At 68.1% G+C, this 16,607-nt stretch carries 19 protein-coding genes; 11 read left to right on the plus strand and 8 right to left on the minus strand.

Translation table 11 applies throughout. The features are described from left to right. Positions 1-144: 144 nt before the first annotated feature. Complete coding sequence (locus ACFO27_RS00955) at positions 145-504, minus strand: terminase (protein ID WP_376815604.1); 360 nt, start codon at positions 502-504, stop codon at positions 145-147. Between the two features lie 126 nt (positions 505-630). Between ACFO27_RS00955 and ACFO27_RS00960 the strand changes: the two genes are divergently transcribed. The 7 genes from ACFO27_RS00960 to ACFO27_RS00990 all read left to right on the plus strand — a co-directional run bounded on the left by ACFO27_RS00960 (position 631) and on the right by ACFO27_RS00990 (position 8,107). After that, positions 631-1,218, plus strand: coding sequence for a TetR/AcrR family transcriptional regulator (locus ACFO27_RS00960; protein ID WP_376815605.1), 588 nt, complete (start codon positions 631-633; stop codon positions 1,216-1,218). Positions 1,219-1,377: 159 nt separating this feature from the next. Further along, positions 1,378-2,355 (plus strand): metal ABC transporter solute-binding protein, Zn/Mn family, encoded by a 978-nt coding sequence (locus ACFO27_RS00965; protein ID WP_376815606.1) that lies wholly within the window; start codon positions 1,378-1,380, stop codon positions 2,353-2,355. A gap of 256 nt (positions 2,356-2,611) precedes the next feature. Continuing rightward, positions 2,612-2,833 (plus strand): YgdI/YgdR family lipoprotein, encoded by a 222-nt coding sequence (locus ACFO27_RS00970; protein WP_376815607.1) that lies wholly within the window; start codon positions 2,612-2,614, stop codon positions 2,831-2,833. 89 nt (positions 2,834-2,922) lie between these two features. Beyond that, positions 2,923-3,555: a diguanylate cyclase gene (locus ACFO27_RS00975; protein WP_376815608.1), complete on the plus strand. Its 633-nt coding sequence runs from the start codon at positions 2,923-2,925 to the stop codon at positions 3,553-3,555. A gap of 184 nt (positions 3,556-3,739) precedes the next feature. Continuing rightward, entirely contained in the window at positions 3,740-4,057 is a 318-nt protein-coding gene (groES, locus tag ACFO27_RS00980) for a co-chaperone GroES (protein WP_376815609.1), read from the plus strand. A 31-nt stretch (positions 4,058-4,088) separates the two neighbouring features. After that, positions 4,089-5,711, plus strand: a complete 1,623-nt coding sequence (gene groL / locus ACFO27_RS00985) for a chaperonin GroEL (protein WP_376815610.1) — start codon at positions 4,089-4,091, stop codon at positions 5,709-5,711. A gap of 107 nt (positions 5,712-5,818) precedes the next feature. After that, positions 5,819-8,107: an FdhF/YdeP family oxidoreductase gene (locus ACFO27_RS00990; protein ID WP_376815611.1), complete on the plus strand. Its 2,289-nt coding sequence runs from the start codon at positions 5,819-5,821 to the stop codon at positions 8,105-8,107. Here the strand turns inward: ACFO27_RS00990 and ACFO27_RS00995 are convergent. The 4 genes from ACFO27_RS00995 to ACFO27_RS01010 form a co-directional block, all read right to left on the minus strand. After that, entirely contained in the window at positions 8,100-8,375 is a 276-nt protein-coding gene (locus ACFO27_RS00995; RefSeq protein WP_376815612.1) for a chaperone modulator CbpM, read from the minus strand. The genes ACFO27_RS00990 and ACFO27_RS00995 overlap by 8 nt on opposite strands. Then, the gene (locus ACFO27_RS01000) at positions 8,372-9,277 is read right to left on the minus strand and encodes a DnaJ C-terminal domain-containing protein (RefSeq protein WP_376815613.1); all 906 of its coding nucleotides are present in this window, start codon (positions 9,275-9,277) and stop codon (positions 8,372-8,374) included. The genes ACFO27_RS00995 and ACFO27_RS01000 overlap by 4 nt, the downstream gene beginning before the upstream one ends. Before the next feature lie 121 nt (positions 9,278-9,398). Beyond that, positions 9,399-10,205: a family 1 encapsulin nanocompartment shell protein gene (locus ACFO27_RS01005; protein ID WP_376815614.1), complete on the minus strand. Its 807-nt coding sequence runs from the start codon at positions 10,203-10,205 to the stop codon at positions 9,399-9,401. After that, positions 10,198-11,226 (minus strand): Dyp-type peroxidase, encoded by a 1,029-nt coding sequence (locus ACFO27_RS01010; RefSeq protein ID WP_376815615.1) that lies wholly within the window; start codon positions 11,224-11,226, stop codon positions 10,198-10,200. Before ACFO27_RS01010 ends, ACFO27_RS01005 begins: the two co-directional genes overlap by 8 nt. Before the next feature lie 170 nt (positions 11,227-11,396). Here ACFO27_RS01010 and ACFO27_RS01015 point away from each other — a divergent pair, with 170 nt between their 5' ends. The 4 genes from ACFO27_RS01015 to ACFO27_RS01030 all read left to right on the plus strand — a co-directional run bounded on the left by ACFO27_RS01015 (position 11,397) and on the right by ACFO27_RS01030 (position 14,699). Then, positions 11,397-12,065, plus strand: a complete 669-nt coding sequence (locus tag ACFO27_RS01015) for a 7-cyano-7-deazaguanine/7-aminomethyl-7-deazaguanine transporter (RefSeq protein ID WP_376815616.1) — start codon at positions 11,397-11,399, stop codon at positions 12,063-12,065. Positions 12,066-12,082: 17 nt separating this feature from the next. After that, positions 12,083-12,805, plus strand: a complete 723-nt coding sequence (queC, locus tag ACFO27_RS01020; RefSeq protein ID WP_376815617.1) for a 7-cyano-7-deazaguanine synthase QueC — start codon at positions 12,083-12,085, stop codon at positions 12,803-12,805. A 170-nt stretch (positions 12,806-12,975) separates the two neighbouring features. Then, a complete protein-coding gene (gene modD, locus ACFO27_RS01025; RefSeq protein ID WP_376815618.1) occupies positions 12,976-13,872 on the plus strand; it encodes a ModD protein in 897 nt (298 codons plus the stop codon). Next, positions 13,869-14,699 (plus strand): Rossmann-like domain-containing protein, encoded by an 831-nt coding sequence (locus ACFO27_RS01030; protein WP_376815619.1) that lies wholly within the window; start codon positions 13,869-13,871, stop codon positions 14,697-14,699. The genes modD and ACFO27_RS01030 overlap by 4 nt, the downstream gene beginning before the upstream one ends. Positions 14,700-14,723: 24 nt before the next feature. Here ACFO27_RS01030 and ACFO27_RS01035 read toward each other — a convergent pair whose 3' ends face one another. The 3 genes from ACFO27_RS01035 to ACFO27_RS01045 are packed head-to-tail and all read right to left on the minus strand — an operon-like array spanning position 14,724 to position 16,604. After that, complete coding sequence (locus ACFO27_RS01035) at positions 14,724-15,566, minus strand: PhzF family phenazine biosynthesis protein (RefSeq protein ID WP_376815620.1); 843 nt, start codon at positions 15,564-15,566, stop codon at positions 14,724-14,726. A 4-nt stretch (positions 15,567-15,570) separates the two neighbouring features. Next, the gene (locus ACFO27_RS01040) at positions 15,571-16,191 is read right to left on the minus strand and encodes a hypothetical protein (protein ID WP_376815621.1); all 621 of its coding nucleotides are present in this window, start codon (positions 16,189-16,191) and stop codon (positions 15,571-15,573) included. Then, positions 16,188-16,604 carry a hypothetical protein gene (locus ACFO27_RS01045; protein WP_376815622.1) on the minus strand — a complete coding sequence of 139 codons (417 nt, stop codon included), beginning with the start codon at positions 16,602-16,604 and terminating at the stop codon, positions 16,188-16,190. The genes ACFO27_RS01040 and ACFO27_RS01045 overlap by 4 nt, the downstream gene beginning before the upstream one ends. Positions 16,605-16,607 lie beyond the last annotated feature (3 nt).

Here is a 16,607-nt window from a genome sequence, read left to right on the forward strand (position 1 = left end):
GCCCACCAGGAAATCCAGGAGCGCCCGGATCCGGGGCGACCGGCGGCTCGGGTAGATGGCGGTCAGGCACGCGCTGTCCGACGAGGGCAAGGACCTGATCCGCAACCGCAAGCGTCCCTCGGGGGCCGGGCCGCATCCGGTATTTCAGCAGCCCTCGCGCACGGCCCGCATCCAGCATCCCGTGAGCACGAAGCGGGGGAACGTCACCCACTGCTCCGCAAGAATACGCAGGACCGCCTCGGCCGGCCCGGCGAAGCGCTCGGGCGGCGTCGCCTCCCACCGGTGCCCCCTGCCCTGGGCGGCCAGGGAAGCCGCCATCGCCGCGACGGCCGCGACGGCGATCCGCCAGTCGCCCCGCGCCAGCCCGGCGGCGAGCGAAACATTCGCGGCCAGGAAAACGGGCACCGCGACGATGTGCAAGAGCAGGTTGGCGCGTGCCCGATGGGTCCCGGGGTAGCCGCTCCACTGGCGCGCCAGCAGGCTTTCGGCGTGTCGAGTGCTCATGAATGTCTCCTTCGCATGCGGCGCGCCGCCGCCATCCGGCCATCGGCGCATATGTTGACAGTGTCACTATAGACACTTGATATTGACGATGTCAATATTTAGGCGATGAGCACCAGGACCACTCGCATGAAACACCCCGGACCGGACAGGTACCACCACGGCGATGCGCGCAACGCGCTGCTGGCGGCGGCGGCATCGATGATCGAGGAAACCGGCGCGCAAGGCCTGTCCCTGCGCCAGGTCGCGGAAAGGGCCGGGCTTTCCCGCCAGGCGCCCTACAACCACTTCGCGGACAAGGAAGCGCTGCTCGCCGAATTGGCGCTGGCGGGCTTTCGCGACCTGGAATCCCGGATCCGGCGCACCCGGGGCTACCCGGCGGATCCGGCCGCGCTGGAGCACGCGGCGGCGGCCTACATCGGTTTCGCGCAGCGGCGCCCGGCGCTGTTTCGCCTGATGTTCTCTTCCGAACTGGTGGAGCTTGCCCGCTTCCCCGAGGCGCAGGCCGCCGGCGCCGCGTGCCTTGCGAGCCTCGAGGCCATCGTCGCCGCATGGGTCGATCCCGATCGCGTCGAAGCGGTCAGCCTGGCCGCCTGGTCCCTCGTGCATGGCTACGCGACGCTGTGCATCGAGACCCGCCGGGAAGGCGCAAGCCTGCGCGGGCGGCGCGCACGGCTGTTTGCGCGGATCATCCGCGCGGGCGCCGGCGCCGCATAGGAAGACACGCCGCACGAGCGCCGCCGGTCCGCCGCATGGGCGGACGTCCGGGCCCGCGAGCCGGCGCGCCAGCCGGCGGATTTCTGGATTCGAAATGTTATAACATTTCTATTGTTATGTTATAACATACGTTTTCCGCTCAACCCACGAGAGAACCTCATGTCCGCCCTCATATCCAAACCCATGTCCACACGGAACAGGCTGGCCGTCCTGGCAAGCGCCGCGATGCTCGCACTGATCGGCCCGGCGCAGGCCGGCGCCAGGGAACTTCGGGTCGTCTCGACGTTCTCGATCATCGGCGATCTTGCGAAGAACGTCGGCGGCGACAGGATCGCCCTGACCACGCTCGTGGGGCCGAACGGCGACGCGCATACGTACGAGCCCAGGCCGGCCGACCTGAAGGCCATCGGCGCGGCCGACGTGATCCTGTCCAACGGCCTGCAGCTCGAAGGCTTCCTGCCGGGCCTGGTCCAGGCCAGCGGCGCCAAGGCCGCCGTGACGGCGCTGACCGACGGGATCACACCGCGGCTCAGCGAGGAGGAAGACCATGACCACGATGAGCATGAACATGGACACGCGAACGGGCACGCGCATGAGCACCACGGCAAGTACGATCCCCATGCCTGGCAGGCCGTGCCCAACGCCCGGATCTATGTGAACAACATCGCCAAGGCGTTCTGCGCGGCCGACAAACAGGGATGCCCGGCCTACGAGGCCAATGCCCGGACGTACGACGGGCAGCTTGCAGCCCTGCAGACGGAACTCAAGGCCGTCTTCGCCGGGATCCCGGCCGACAGGCGCAAGATCATCACGCCCCATGACGCGTTCGCCTATTTCGGCCAGGAGTACGGCTTCGAGTTCGAGGCGCCCCAGGGCATGAGCACCGACTCGGAAGCGTCGGCCTCGGGCGTTGCCGCGCTGGTCAGGCAAGTCAAGGAGGAGAAGGCGGCGGCGTTGTTCCTGGAAAACGTCAGCAATCCGCGCCTCGTCGAGCAGATCTCGAACGAGACCGGCGTCAAGCTCGGCGGCAAGCTGTATTCCGACGCGCTCTCCGGGTCGGACGGACCGGCGGCCACGTACATCGACATGATGCGCCACAATGCCGAGACGATCCGCGACGCCATCCTCGCCAGATAGCGGGCGATGCGCGCGCCCGCCCCACCGGACCGGCGGCCCGGGCCGCGCGTTACATAAATTCTGAAAGAACGCTGGTTCCTGTGCGATTTTGTCAGCGGAGCCTACGGCCCCGGCCCGCGCCGCCCCCGCCCGCGGCAGAGGGGCGCGGTGCCGATCCCGGCGGCGACGGCCGTTTTTCCTTGTCCGACCTGCTTACAGTCGATCCCGGAATGCCTTGATAAGGTGCCCATGAGACCATTGTTTTCAGGAGGCGCTCATGACCAAGACGATACTCGCATTCCTTGCCATCCTCGCGAGCGGCAGCATCCTCGCCGCCTGCTCGACCCCTTCCACCGTAACCACGCAGGACGGACGGACCGACTACTCCGCCGATGCGCCGAACACCGACACGGACGATGGCTTCGTCACCTACGAGAAGGGCGGCCGCGAGGTCAAGGTCAACAAGTCCGAAGTCAAGCGGATCGAGGAAGTGGACTAGCCGGGCCGGCGTGGCCCCGCGGCCGGCCTTGCATTCCGCGCCCGCCTGCATAAAATGAATCGCAATGGGTTGTCGCCATGGGGCTCGGCATGAGGATCCTCGAAACGATTCAATCGCAGGTGGATGCGATGGGCCTGCCGCTCTACGCGGTGACCCTCAGCGCGGTCGCCAAGCCGGACGCGCCGCCTGTCCTGATCCTGCACTGGCACGGCTTCAGGCGCCGCACGGCCGTCCAGGTGCCCGGGATCGAGATTCCGCCCCGGCCGGTGCCGGGCTCGGCGATGCAGATCGACGTGCGCTGGCGCCAGGTCGAGACCCTGGACGAAGCCATGCTGGAGGCCGCCTGGCGCCTGGGCGCCTGGGACCTGGAGCGCTGCAACCACCGCCCCTGGTGGCGGCTGAACGCCCCGGTCAGCGAAACCATGGCCTGCCACCGCGCGTTCGGATCCTATCCGGGCGAGCCCGACGGACGCGTCGCCATCGTGGACGCGCCCGACCTGGATACCCTGCTGGAACTCGCCTCCATGAAGGGATACGTGCGCTGGCTCTTCCGGCCGCGCGCGGCCGGCGTCTGGGGCGACCTGGACGAGGACGACGCCACGCTGCGCGATGGCCGCTCGCGCGAGGACTCCTGTCCGGTTCCACCCATGCCCTACGACCGCCACCGCAGCGGCCGCGACGTATACCGCCTGGGCCGGGGCGGCCGGCTGCTCCACGAGTAGGCCGATCTCCGGAAATACAGTTTCATTTTGTTTCAATTTAGTTCTTGAATCCGCCCAGCCCGGCCATCATCTGAACCGACGCAGCACACCGGCTGCCTGGAACGGCGCGTCCCGGAGACCGCGCTCCGCAAGCCCGCGCCGTTTCCTGATTCCTTTTTGGTGATCTGCAATGAGGAGATTGATCATGAAGATTCGTCCCCTTCACGACCGGGTCGTCGTCAAGCGAATCGAACAGGAACGCACGACGGCATCCGGCATCGTGATTCCCGACTCCGCCAAGGAGAAGCCCGAGCAGGGCGAAGTCATGGCCGTGGGCAATGGCAAGCGGCTCCAGGATGGAACCCCCCAGGCCCTGGACCTCGAAGTCGGCGACCGCGTCCTGTTCGGCAAGTATGCCGGCCAGGCCGTCAAGGTCGATGGACAGGAATACCTGGTCCTGCGCGAGGACGAGGTACTGGCGGTCGTCGAGCCCGCCCCCCAGGCCGCCAGGAAGGCCGCCTGAGCTTTTCTTCACCGATTCAAGGAGTATCGAGATGAGCGCGAAAGAAGTGCTTTTCCATGATAACGCCCGCGATCGCGTGGTCAAAGGCGTCAACATCCTGGCCAATGCCGTCCGCGTGACGCTGGGCCCCAAGGGACGCAACGTGCTGCTCGAACGCAGCTTCGGCGCCCCGGTCATTACCAAGGACGGCGTGTCGGTCGCCAAGGAGATCGAACTCGAGGACAAGTTCGAGAACATCGGCGCGCAAGTCGTCAAGCAGGTCGCCTCCAAGACCGCCGACGTGGCGGGGGACGGCACCACCACCGCGACGGTCCTGGCCCAGGCGATCGTGCAGGGCGGCCTGAAGTACGTGGCCGCGGGCATCAACCCGATGGACCTGAAGCGCGGGATCGACAAGGCCGTGGGCACCGTGGTCGACGAGCTCAAGTCCCTGTCCAAGCCGATCTCCACCGGCAAGGAGATCTCGCAGGTGGCGGCCCTGTCGGCCAATTCCGACCCGTCCGTCGGCAAGATCATCGCCGACGCCATGGACAAGGTCGGCAAGGAAGGCGTGATCACGGTCGAGGACGGCAAGTCGCTGGACAACGAGCTCGAAGTCGTCGAGGGCATGCAGTTCGACCGCGGCTACCTCAGCCCCTATTTCATCACCGACCCCGAGAAGCAGGTGGCGGTCCTGGAAGACCCGCTGGTGCTGCTGCACGACAAGAAGATCTCCAGCATCCGCGACCTGCTGCCGGTGCTGGAAGCCGCCGCCAAGGCCGGCAAGCCGCTGCTGATCGTGGCCGAGGACGTCGAGGGTGAGGCCCTGGCCACCCTGGTGGTCAACACGATGCGCGGCGTGCTGAAGGTGGCCGCGGTCAAGGCGCCGGGCTTCGGCGACCGCCGCAAGGCCATGCTGGAAGACATCGCCATCCTCACCGGCGCGACGCTGATTTCCGAGGAAACCGGCAAGCAGCTCGAAAAGGCCGAGCTGGCCGACCTGGGCGGCGCCAAGCGCATCGAGGTCCACAAGGAAAACACGATCATCGTGGGCGGCGCCGGCGAGCAGGAGCGCATCGACGGCCGGGTCAAGGCCATCCAGGCGCAGATCGAGCAGGCCACCAGCGACTATGACCGCGAGAAGCTGCAGGAGCGCGTGGCCAAACTGGCCGGCGGCGTGGCAGTGATCAAGGTCGGCGCCGCGACCGAGGTCGAGATGAAGGAAAAGAAGGACCGCGTCGACGATGCGCTGCACGCGACCCGCGCGGCCGTCGAGGAAGGCATCGTCCCCGGCGGTGGCGTGGCGCTGCTGCGCGCCGGCAAGGCGCTCGCCAAGCTCAAAGGGGCCAACAGCGACCAGGACGCGGGCATCCAGCTCGTGGCCCGGGCGATCGAAGAGCCCCTGCGCGCCATCGCGTCCAATGCGGGCGACGAGCCCTCGGTCGTGATCGCCAAGGTGGCGGCCGCGGAAGGGAACTTCGGCTACGACGCGGCCAGCGGCCAGTACGGCGACCTGGTCGAGCTCGGCGTCGTGGATCCCACCAAGGTGACCCGCACCGCCCTGCAGAACGCCGCCTCGATCGCCAGCCTCATCCTGACCACCGAGGCCTGCGTCGGCGAACTGCCCAGGAAGGAAAAAGTCCCGGCCGCCGCGAGCGGCGGCATGGACTTCTGATCCAGCAGCAAGTCTGGCGCTGATGGCCCATCCCGGCGGGCGTCCGCCCGCCGGACCCGCTTCCCCCTCCCGTCCGTCGAGGCGTAAACTGTCCATGGAGGTGGTTTATGTCTCAACGAAATAAGGTGCCCGGGGTCCGCCCCTATGACGGTCCGGCAGGCGGCTGGGGCGCCCTGAAGGCCACCGCCCAGGCCGTACGCCGGCAGATGGACGTCGTCGAGGCCCCGGGTCTGCTGTTGCGCACCAACCAGCCCGCGGGCTTCGACTGCCCGGGCTGCGCCTGGCCCGACAAAGAGCATCGCTCGACCTTCCAGTTCTGCGAGAACGGCGCCAAGGCCGTGACCTGGGAGGCCACGAGCAAGCGCGTGACACCCGAATTCTTCCAGCAGCATACGGTGTCCTCGCTGCTGGAGCTGCCCGATTTCGATCTCGAGAATTTCGGCCGCCTGACGCACCCGATGGCCTACGACGCCGCGACGGACAAGTTCCTGCCGGTTCCCTGGGAGACGGCCTTCGCGCGCATCGGCGAAGCGCTGCGCGGCCTGGATTCGCCCGACGAGGCCGAGTTCTACACGTCGGGACGCGCCTCGAACGAGGCGGCCTACCTGTTCCAGCTCTTCGCGCGCGAACTGGGGACGAACAACTTTCCCGACTGCTCGAACATGTGCCACGAGGCGACCAGCGTCGGCCTGCCGCAGTCGATCGGCATCGGCAAGGGCACGGTTTCCCTGGAAGACTTCGACCTCACCGATTTCGTGATCTCGATCGGGCACAACCCGGGCACCAACCACCCCCGCATGATGGGCACGCTGCACGAAGTGGCGCGCCGCAAGGTGCCGATCATCGTGTTCAACCCCCTGCGCGAGCGGGCGCTGGAGCGCTTCGCCGACCCGCAGAACGTCGCGGAGATGGCCACCTACGGCTCCACCGACATCGCCTCGTCCTACTACCAGGTCAAGGCCGGCGGCGACGTGGCGGCGCTCAAGGGCATCATGAAGGCGCTCCTGGCGCTGGACGCCCGGGACGGCGGCGCACTGGACCACGCGTTCATCGCGGAGCACACGCTCGGCTTCGACGCGCTGGCCGCCGACCTGGCCGCGACCGGCTGGGACGACATCGAACGGGAAAGCGGCCTGAAGCGCGCGGACCTGGAACGGGTCGCCGGAGCCTATGCGAAATCGACGGCGGCCATCGTGACCTATGGCATGGGGATCACGCAGCACAACACGGGCACCGCCAACGTCAAGCTGATCGCCGACCTGCTGCTCCTGCGGGGCAACATCGGCAAGCCCGGCGCCGGCATCTGCCCGCTGCGCGGCCATTCGAACGTGCAGGGCAATCGAACGGTCGGCATCACGGAAAAACCCGGTGCGGACTTCCTGCGCCGCCTGGAGGAAGTCTTCGGCTTCACGCCGCCCCGGGAGCACGGCCACGATGCGGTCCAGGCGATGCAGGCCATGGTCCGGGGCACGGCCAAGGCGCTGATCTGCCTGGGCGGGAACCTGGCGGTGGCGATGCCCGACCCGGAACTGTGCTTCACGGCGATGAAGCGCCTGCGGCTGAGCGTGCACCTGGGCACGAAACTGAACCGCTCGCACCTGCTGGTGGGCGAGGAAACCTTCCTGCTGCCGGTGCTGGGCCGCACCGAGATCGACCTGCAGGCCGGCGGCCCGCAATCGGTCACGGTCGAGGATTCCATGTCCATGGTCCACGCCTCCGCCGGCAAGCTCAAGCCGGCCTCGGAGTTCCTGCGCTCGGAGGCGGCCATCATCGCCGGCATGGCCCGCGCGACGCTGCCGGACAGCAAGGTGGACTGGCTGGAACTGATCGACGACTATGACCGCATCCGCGATCTGATCGAACGCACGATTCCGGGCTTCGACGACTACAACCGGCGCATCCGCGTGCCCGGCGGTTTCCGCATGCCGCTGCCGGCGACCGGGCGTACGTGGAACACCCCGAGTGGGAAAGCCGAGTTTTCCGTCTTTCCGGGCGTGCGCGAACGCTACGAACCCTGGCCGGACGACGTGCTGCGGCTCGTGACGATCCGCAGTCACGACCAGTACAACACCACGATCTACAGCCTGGACGATCGCTACCGGGGCGTGTTCGGCCGGCGCGACGTGCTGTTCATGAACGCCGAGGACCTGGCCGCCCACGGCCTGGCCCACGGCGACCGGGTGGACATCGAAACGGTCTCTTCGTCGCGCAGGCTGCGCCTGGAGAACATCACCGCGATCGAATACAACATCGCGCGCGGCTCGGTGGCCGCCTACTACCCCGAAGCCAACGTGCTCGTCCCGCTGGACTACATCGACAAGGAATGCGGCACGCCTTCCTACAAGTCCATCCCGGTGCGGATCCGCCGGGCCGGGGCCCGCGCCGCCGTCACTTGAAACGCGGCGACTCGCGCAGCAGGCTCAGCGCCTGCCGCGCGCCATGGAGCTGGTCCATCAGGTGCAGGATCAGCTCGATGCCCGCGTCGTTGACTTCGAAATCCCGCTGCAGATCCCGGATCAGGCTCGCCCGCGCGATGTCGCATTCGGAAAAACGGACCTCGGGCGCGGTTTCATCCGGAATGAGCCACCGCCGCTCCAGCCAGAACTCCAGGGTCTGTTCCCGGATGTTCGCGCTGACCAGGAATTCCTGCTTGGTCATGATCATGATGATGCACCTCCGCGCGGATCGTGGGCCTTGCCCTTTTCCCACCGGGACACGAACGCGTCGAGCTCGGGATCGGGCGACTTCGGCAGCACGATCCTCAGCTTGACGAGCTCGTCCCCGAATCCTCCCTCGCGGCGCGGCGCGCCCTTGCCCTTCAGACGCAGCGTGGTGCCGCTGTTGGAATGCTCCGGAATCGTCAGCATCACGTCGCCCGTCGGGGTCGGAACCCGTACCTCGCCGCCCAGGACCGCCTCGGACAGGGACACCGGCAATTCCACGATGACGTTGGCGCCATCCAGCCGGAAGCGTGGATCGGGCAGCACCTCGATCTGGATGAGCGCATCGCCCGGCCCACCGGTGCCCCGGCCCGGCGCGCCCTTGCCCTTCAGGCGCAGCATCTGGCCGTCGAGCATGCCGGGCGGGATCGTGACGTCCAGCGTGCCGCCGTCGGGCAGCGTGATCCGCTTTTCCGCCCCCGTCACGGATTCGACGAAGCGGATGGACAGGCCATAGCGCAGGTCCTCGCCGCGCCGGTTGGCGCGGGCCTCGCGGCCGCGGCGCAGGATCTCGGCGAACACGTCGTCGTCCGCGAAATCCGCGTAGCCCGCGTCGCTGGTGTAGGGGTTCCGGCCGTGATCGGCCGAGGCGAAGTCGCGATAGAACTGCCGTTTGGGCTGTTCCGCGCCGCTGGCGTCGATCTCGCCCGCATCGAAGCGCCTGCGCTTTTCAGGATCGCCGAGCAGCCCGTAGGCCACCGTGACGTGCTTGAATTTTTCCTCGGCCGCCTTGTCTCCGGGATTCAGATCCGGATGCAGCTTCTTGGCCAGGCCCCGATAGGCCTTCTTGATCTCGCCGGGCGACGCGGTTCGCGCCACGCCGAGCACCTGGTACGGATCCTGCATGATCAGCCTCGCAAAGCGCATCACGACAAGGATCAGATTACCACGGCGCGGAAGGCCGCCGGGCCCCCGTTGCCGGGCACGGCCCGGCCGCGCCGGCACGCGGCGCGCCGGCCGGGAGCCCTTATTTCGCGGACGGCGTCAAGGCCACGGCGGCCTCGGGGGCCAACAGCCGGAAGGTGAAGCTTTCCTGCAGGTACAGGCGCACGACGCTGTCCGTGTGCGACTGATAGCCGATCGAGATGTCCTGGCCGAGATGCAGGGAAAAATCCCCGCCCCGGGTGCTGAGCAGCACGCCGCCTTCGATGCCGGGCGCCCAGACGATGTCGCCGTCCAGCAGCGGCCGGATGTGCTTGAGCAGCGGATAGCCTTCATCGCTGGCGCCGCTGACGGCGGCGTAGGCCTTCTCGCCCAGGACCAGGATGTACGGGCCGTTGACGCCCGCCAGGCGCAATTGGCTCAGGGCCTGCGCCACGATGGCGGGATAGCGCCTGATGTCGGCCGGCAGCTTCGCCGCCGGGTTGCCGGCGCCCGGGCGGATGCCCTGGATCCCCGCGGCCGCGTAGCCGTCGAACACGGCCCGGTCCTCCGCATAGGCGATCTTGCGCGCGGCGTCCTTGAGCGGCTGCAGGTCGGGATCGTCGGAGCCGCGCTCGACGCCGTCGAGTGCCTGGCGCGACAGTTCGAACGGCACGCGCAGTTCCACCAGGGACTGGACCTGGTGCTGCCCGGCCAGGACGCCGGTGTCCGGCGCCTCGATGGCCTTGAGGTGGCCAGTGCCGACGGCGGCCAGGGCGGCCCCCTGCGGATCGGCGACGTCCACGACGCGCCGCGCGGCCAGGTAGCGCTTGAGCGTCCGGGAGGCCTCTTCCTCGATCTGGGCCCACGCCGCATCCGAAATCGGCGCCAGTGCACGATGCAGGTTATTCATGCGGGGATTCTCCTTTGAGTGAACCGATGCCCAGCGAGCCGTCGGGCGCTCCGGCGCCCGGCGAGGATGCGTCGGGAGTTTGCGGCGCCCCGAAACCGGGCGCGTCTTCGAGAAAACCGGCCGAGGGCACGAAGAACAGCGAACCCGTGACGGCGCGGCTGTAATCCAGCAGCCGGTCGTAGTTGCCGGGCGGGCGGCCGATGAACATGTTTTCCAGCATCCGCTCGATGCGGCTCGGGGACCTGGCGTAGCCGATGAAATAGGTGCCGAATTCGCCCTTGCCCACGTCGCCGAAAGGCATGTTGGCGCGCACGATGTCCAGCTCTTCGCCGTCTTCCTCGATCACCGTCAGCGCGTTGTGGGCCCAACTGGGCTTGACGTCGTCGGCCAGCTCGATGTTGGTCTGCTTGGTGCGGCCGATGATCTTTTCCTGCATTTCCACCGGCAGCGCGTTCCAGCCGGCCAGGTCATGCAGGTACTTCTGCACGATCACGTAGCTGCCGCCGGCGAAATCGCCGTCCTCGTCGCCGATGACCGTGGCGGCGACCGCGTCGGGGCCGTCGGGATTCTCCGTGCCGTCCACGAAGCCGACCAGGTCGCGGGCATCGAAATACCGGAAGCCATGCACCTCGTCCACCACGGCGGCCGCGCCGCCCAGCCGCGACGTCACCTGCGTGGCCAGCTCGAAACACAGGTCCATGCGCGTGGCGCGGATGTGCAGCAGGATGTCGCCCGGCGTGGAAACCGCATGGTGCACGCCCTGGATTTCCTTGAAGGGATGCAGTTCCCTGGGCCGGGGCGAGCCGAACAGGCGGTCCCAGGCGTCGGAGCCGAAGCCCATGACGCAGGACAGGCGGCCGTCGAGGTCGCGGAATCCGACCGAGCGCAGCAGCCCGGACAAATCCGCGCAGAGCGCGCGCACGGCGTCCAGGGGCTCGGGCCCAGGATTGATGGTCAGGACCAGGTACATGGCCGCCTGCGTGAGCGGCGCGTCCACGGGCTGATGCGTCACGGAAGGCAAATCGTTCTCCTTGCGGGCTCGGGAAGCCCAGGCGGATAGTTTACCTTGCGATCGCTCCCCGCTTCGGGGCGCCGCCCGCCAGCATCCGGACGGACCGGCGTTCGTTATAATGCGTTCCTGCATTGCCTCCATCCATGGGTTCCCTCACCCCATCCATCAAAAAGGCCCACATGACATCCCCATCCGCTCCGCAATCGCGGACCCCGTTCTATCTCGCCCTGCTGGTCGCGTTCCACATCCTGGTCATCATCGCCAGCAACTACCTGGTGCAGCTGCCCATCGAACTGTTCGGCTTCCACAGCACCTGGGGCGCCTTCAGCTTTCCCTTCATCTTCCTGGCCACCGACCTGACCGTGCGCCTGATCGGCAAGGCCCCCGCGCGGCGGGTGATCCTGCGCGCCATGATCCCGGCGCTGGTCGTCTCCTACGTCGTGTCGGTGCTGTTCCACGAAGGCGGCTTCAACGGCCTCGCCGCGCTGGGCGAATTCAACACCTTCGTCTTCCGCATCGCCTTCGCCAGCTTCGCGGCCTACGTCCTGGGCCAGTTGCTGGACGTGCACGTATTCGACCGCATGCGGCGCGGCTACGTGCAATGGTGGGTGGCGCCGGCCGCGTCCGCCGTGCTCGGCCAGGCGCTGGACACGATTGCCTTCTTCGGCATCGCCTTCTGGCGCAGCAGCAACCCCTTCATGGCCGCGCACTGGGGGGAAATCGCCGCCGTGGACTACGCCATCAAGCTGGCCGTCAGCCTGCTGTTGTTCGTGCCGATGTACGGCGTCGCCCTGAACGCGATCGTGCGCGCCATGCGGCGGCGCGAGGCCCTGCCGGCCGCGGCATGAGCGCGGCGGACGAGCCGATGAACGCGGTCCCCAAGCCCCGCCGCGCCCTGGTCCTGTTTTCCGGCGGCCAGGACTCCACCACCTGCCTCGCCTGGGCGCTGGCGCGTCACGACCACGTCGAGACCATCGGCTTCGACTACGGCCAGCGCCACCGCGCCGAGCTGGACTGCCGCGCCGCGCTGCGCCAAAGCCTGGCCGGACTGCGCCCCGAGTGGGCGTCGCGCCTGGGCGAAGATCACCTGCTGGACGTGGACGTGCTGGGCCAGCTGGGCGCTTCGGCCATGACCGACGACATCGCCATCGCCCTGCAGGCCGACGGCCTGCCCAACACCTTCGTGCCGGGCCGCAACCTGCTATTCTTCACCCTGGCTGCCGCGCTGGCCTACCGGCGCGGGCTGGACGTGCTGGTGGGCGGCATGTCGCAGACGGACTATTCCGGCTACCCGGACTGCCGCGACAACACGCTCAAGGCGCTGCAGGTGGCGCTGAGCCTGGGCATCGACCGCCCCCTGACGCTGGAAACCCCGCTGATGTGGCTGGACAAGGCCGACACCTGGGAACTGGCGCGGCAACTGGGCGGCGACCCGCTGGTCGAACTGGTGCGCACCGATACCCACACCTGCTACCTGAACCGCCGCGACACCCTGCACGCCTGGGGCTACGGCTGCGGCGAATGCCCCGCCTGCCTGCTGCGCGCGCAGGGGCACCGGGCATGGGCGGCACGGCGACGGGCCGGCTGAAGCGGCGCCCCTTCACACGCATCCGCCTTCCATCCGACGCGGTTCCCGCCCGTTCGCCGAAGGCGAAGCCGCCGACATCGCTATAAAGTGATGTATATTTCGATAGCCGCAACCCGGGCCATCCGGCCGCCGCGGCGCGATCCGATCGCCCACCCACCGGAACCGGAACCATGGACGAGGCCCCCGTCTTTTTCGAAACCTCGATGCTGGACGCCTGGCTGGCGGAGGACGTCGGCTTCTTCGACCTGACCAGCACGCTGCTGGAGATCGGAACGAGACCGGCCCGGATCTCGTGGGTGGCGCGCCAGCCCATGACCCTCGCCTGTACCGAGGAAGTCGCGCGCATGGTCGGCATGCGAGGCGGCTGTGCGACGGACTGCCTGCCCAGCGGCCGGCGTGTGGAACCCGGCACGGAGATCGTGACGGCGCGGGGCGCGGCCCAGGCCCTGCTGGACTGCTGGAAGGTCGGCCAGAACCTGCTCGAATACGCCTGCGGCGTGGCGACGCGCACGCGCGCCATGGCGGACGCCGCGGCCCAGGCCAACCCCGACGTGTGCGTCCTGGCCACCCGCAAGCACCCGCCGGGGCTGCGCCGCGTGGCGCAGAAGGCGGCGCTGGCCGGAGGCGCGTTCCCGCACCGGCTGGGCCTGTCCGAGACCGTGCTGGTCTTCCCCCAGCACCGCGCGCTGTTGCCGAACGGCTGGAAGGACCTGCGCCAGATACTGGCCCGGCGCCGCAAGCATCTGGTCGAGAAGAAAATCGTGATCGAGGCGAACTCCTACGAAGAGGCCCGCGAAGCCGCCCGCTGCGGCGCCGACGTCGTGCAGTTCGACAAGGTCGAGCCCGAACGGCTGGCGCAATGGTGTCCACACCTGCGCGCCGAATGGCCGCGTCTCGGCCTGCTCGCCGCCGGCGGCATCCGCCCGGACAACGCAGCCGCCTACGCCGCCACGGGGGTGGATGCGCTGGTCACCAGCAGCCTCTACTTCGGCCCGCCGGCGGACATCGGCGTACGGATCAAGCGCGATCCGCCTCGCGAAACCACCACGGAAGGACACTCGCCATGACGACCCCGCTACTCGACGACATCCTCCAGGAAGCCCGCCAGCGCCTGGGCGCCGAACTGGACACGCTGACCCTGGAGCGCGCCGTCGCCGGCATCTTCTTCACCGGGGTCGAACTGAGCAATGGCTGCCGCGGACTGGCCGCCACCCCCATCAAGGAAATTCCCGCCGCCGTGTGCTGTTCGAGCTCGCTGAGCGCCCTGCCCTCTCCCGGCAAGCTGCGGGGGCGCCCCGCCGCCGACGCGCTGGAAGACCTGGCCCCAGGGACGGGTCCCATGCGGCGCGCCATGGCGATCGCCACGCTGAACGCGCTCATCGAAACCCTCTGGCAGCGGGACGGCGCGCCCCGGGATGCCCGGGTTTCCAGCGGGGACGCCGCCCAGGCGCTGGCGCTCCGCCCCGGCGAGCGCGTCGTGCTGGTGGGCGCATTCGCCCCCTACATGCGCGCCTTCCGCAAGGAAGGGCGCGACTACCGCGTGCTGGAAATGGACCCGGCCACGCTGCGGCCCGATGAATTGCCGCATTACGCTCCGGCCTCCGCAGCGCCACGGATCGTCCCCTGGGGAGACGTGCTCATCAGCACCGCCACCACACTGATCAACGGCTCGCTGGACGCGCTGCTGAGCCATGTCCGCCCCGGCACGCGCATCGCCATCGTCGGCCCCACCGCGCCGCTGCTGCCCGGCCCCTACCGGGCGCGCGGAATCCAGGTGGTGGGCGGCACGCGGGCGCGCCAGGCCGGACCGCTGCTCGACCTGCTGGCGGAGGGCGCATCCGGCTACCATCTGTTCGAAAAATCGGTGGACAGGGTCAACCTGGTCATGGACTAGGACGGGCGGCGGAACCGGCGCCCGCTACAGCGTCACCGTCCCCTCGACGCAGGTGACGACCTCGCCACCCACCCAGATGTCCGGCCCGGATCGTTCGACATGCACGCGCCCCGCCCGGCTCAGCGCCGTCCCCTGGGAGGCCACGTAGGATCCGGGCGCCCGGCCGCTGCCGATCAGCCACTGGGCCACTCCGGCGTTCAGGCTGCCCGTGACCGGATCTTCCGGAACCCCCAGGCCGGGCACGAAGGCCCGCACCTCGAATTGCGCCTGCTCGCCATCGACCGCCGGATCCCAGGGGGCGACCACGCCCACCTTGAGATCGCCGAGGATGGCCGGATCGGGACGCAGGTCCAGCACCCGCCGGCGCGTGTCCAGCAGCACCGCCAGCCAGCCCGGACCATTGTCCACCCACTGCGCATCGCGGATCTCGCCGCTGGCCAGGCCCAGCCCGGCGGCGATGCGCGGCAGCAGGTCGGCCTCGACCGGGCCGGAGCGCTCCAGGGGCGGCGCGGCGAACGCCACCCGTGATCCGTCGCGGCGCAGCGTGATCAGGCCCAGCGGACATTCCTGGACGATCGTCTCGCCGCGCGGCCGGCCCCCGCCGGCCAGCCACACCGCGCAAGCGCCCAGCGTGGGATGCCCGGCGAACGGCAGCTCGCCACGCGGCGTGAAGATCCGCACACGGTAGTCCGCGCGCGGCGTCGTCGGCCGCAGCAGGAAGATCGTCTCGCTCAGGTTCGTCCAGCGGGCGAACGCGGCCATCCGGTCGTCCGCCAGCCCGTCGGCGGCGATCACCACCGCCAGCGGATTGCCCTTCAGGGGCTCGCTGGCGAAGACGTCCACTTGCTTGAAATCGAAGATCGGCATGGTGCTATGCGGCAATCAGGGAGAGGGTTTTCAATTCTCGCATCAAGGCGGGTCTGGGTGCATCCAGCACGTCGGCCTGGATACGGAAAATCACCGCACGGATCACATCGGACTGGGACATCCCGGTGTCCTGGGCCAGTTCCCTCAGATCCTGCGACGTCCGGGGCGTGACCTTGAGGGACAGGCGACGGCGCGCGGCGCCCCGTTGCTCCTTGTAGGCTCGCCTGGCGCTCAAGCAGGCCTCCCGGAGTTCCTCAGCCGGGGATTCACCTGAAGCATACCGATGCAGATACAAGGCCATCAGGGCTTTCCGGAATGCCGTCGTACTGTGCCGGTCGATCTCGTATGCGGCAAGGTCCAGCACATCCAGATAGATCGCGGGCAACTGCGCTTCGATCGGTTTGACCGCCCGCTTCCGCGCATCCTGAATGGCCGGGGTGGACTGAGCCGGCGTGGCGACCACGGAATCGCACTCGTCGCACACCGCCACCAGCAGGTCTTTCACAGTCCCCCTGCCGTCGCTGAACGGCACCGTGCGGCGGGCGAAGGTCGTCCCCACCCGCTTTCGGCAATGAGGGCAGATGGCCTGGCTCTTGTCGCCTTCATGGAACAGTCGGATCGTCATGGCTTGTGGACGTGATGGACACTGATGAACAGGGTATCGGGGTCTCCGACGAAGTAGAACTTGATGTACCAGCCCTGCGTCTTGATGACATGGACATCGATTTCCGGAGAGGGGAACAGGCATGCTCGGTCCCCGTGGAACGCCGGATCAGCGCCTCGACCTCCGCCGCGCTGATCTCGCCGCATTGCAGCAGGTTCTTCAAATCGATCTGGCTGCGGACCTCGTGCTGAAAGGCCCCTGATTGCAACGCCGCGATCACCATCCGCTTGACCGCCCTGAAGCCCTTGATCATGCCTGTCTTCCACAGATTTTACGATATTCATCGTATTAATCAATATGGAAGAGGATAAAACGAGCCAGCCGGCAGGCCATGGCCAGAGCACATCCACACCGATATAATACTGTTCATACATACA

The organism is Castellaniella denitrificans, assembly GCF_042653765.1.
Taxonomy (GTDB): domain Bacteria; phylum Pseudomonadota; class Gammaproteobacteria; order Burkholderiales; family Burkholderiaceae_B; genus Castellaniella; species Castellaniella denitrificans.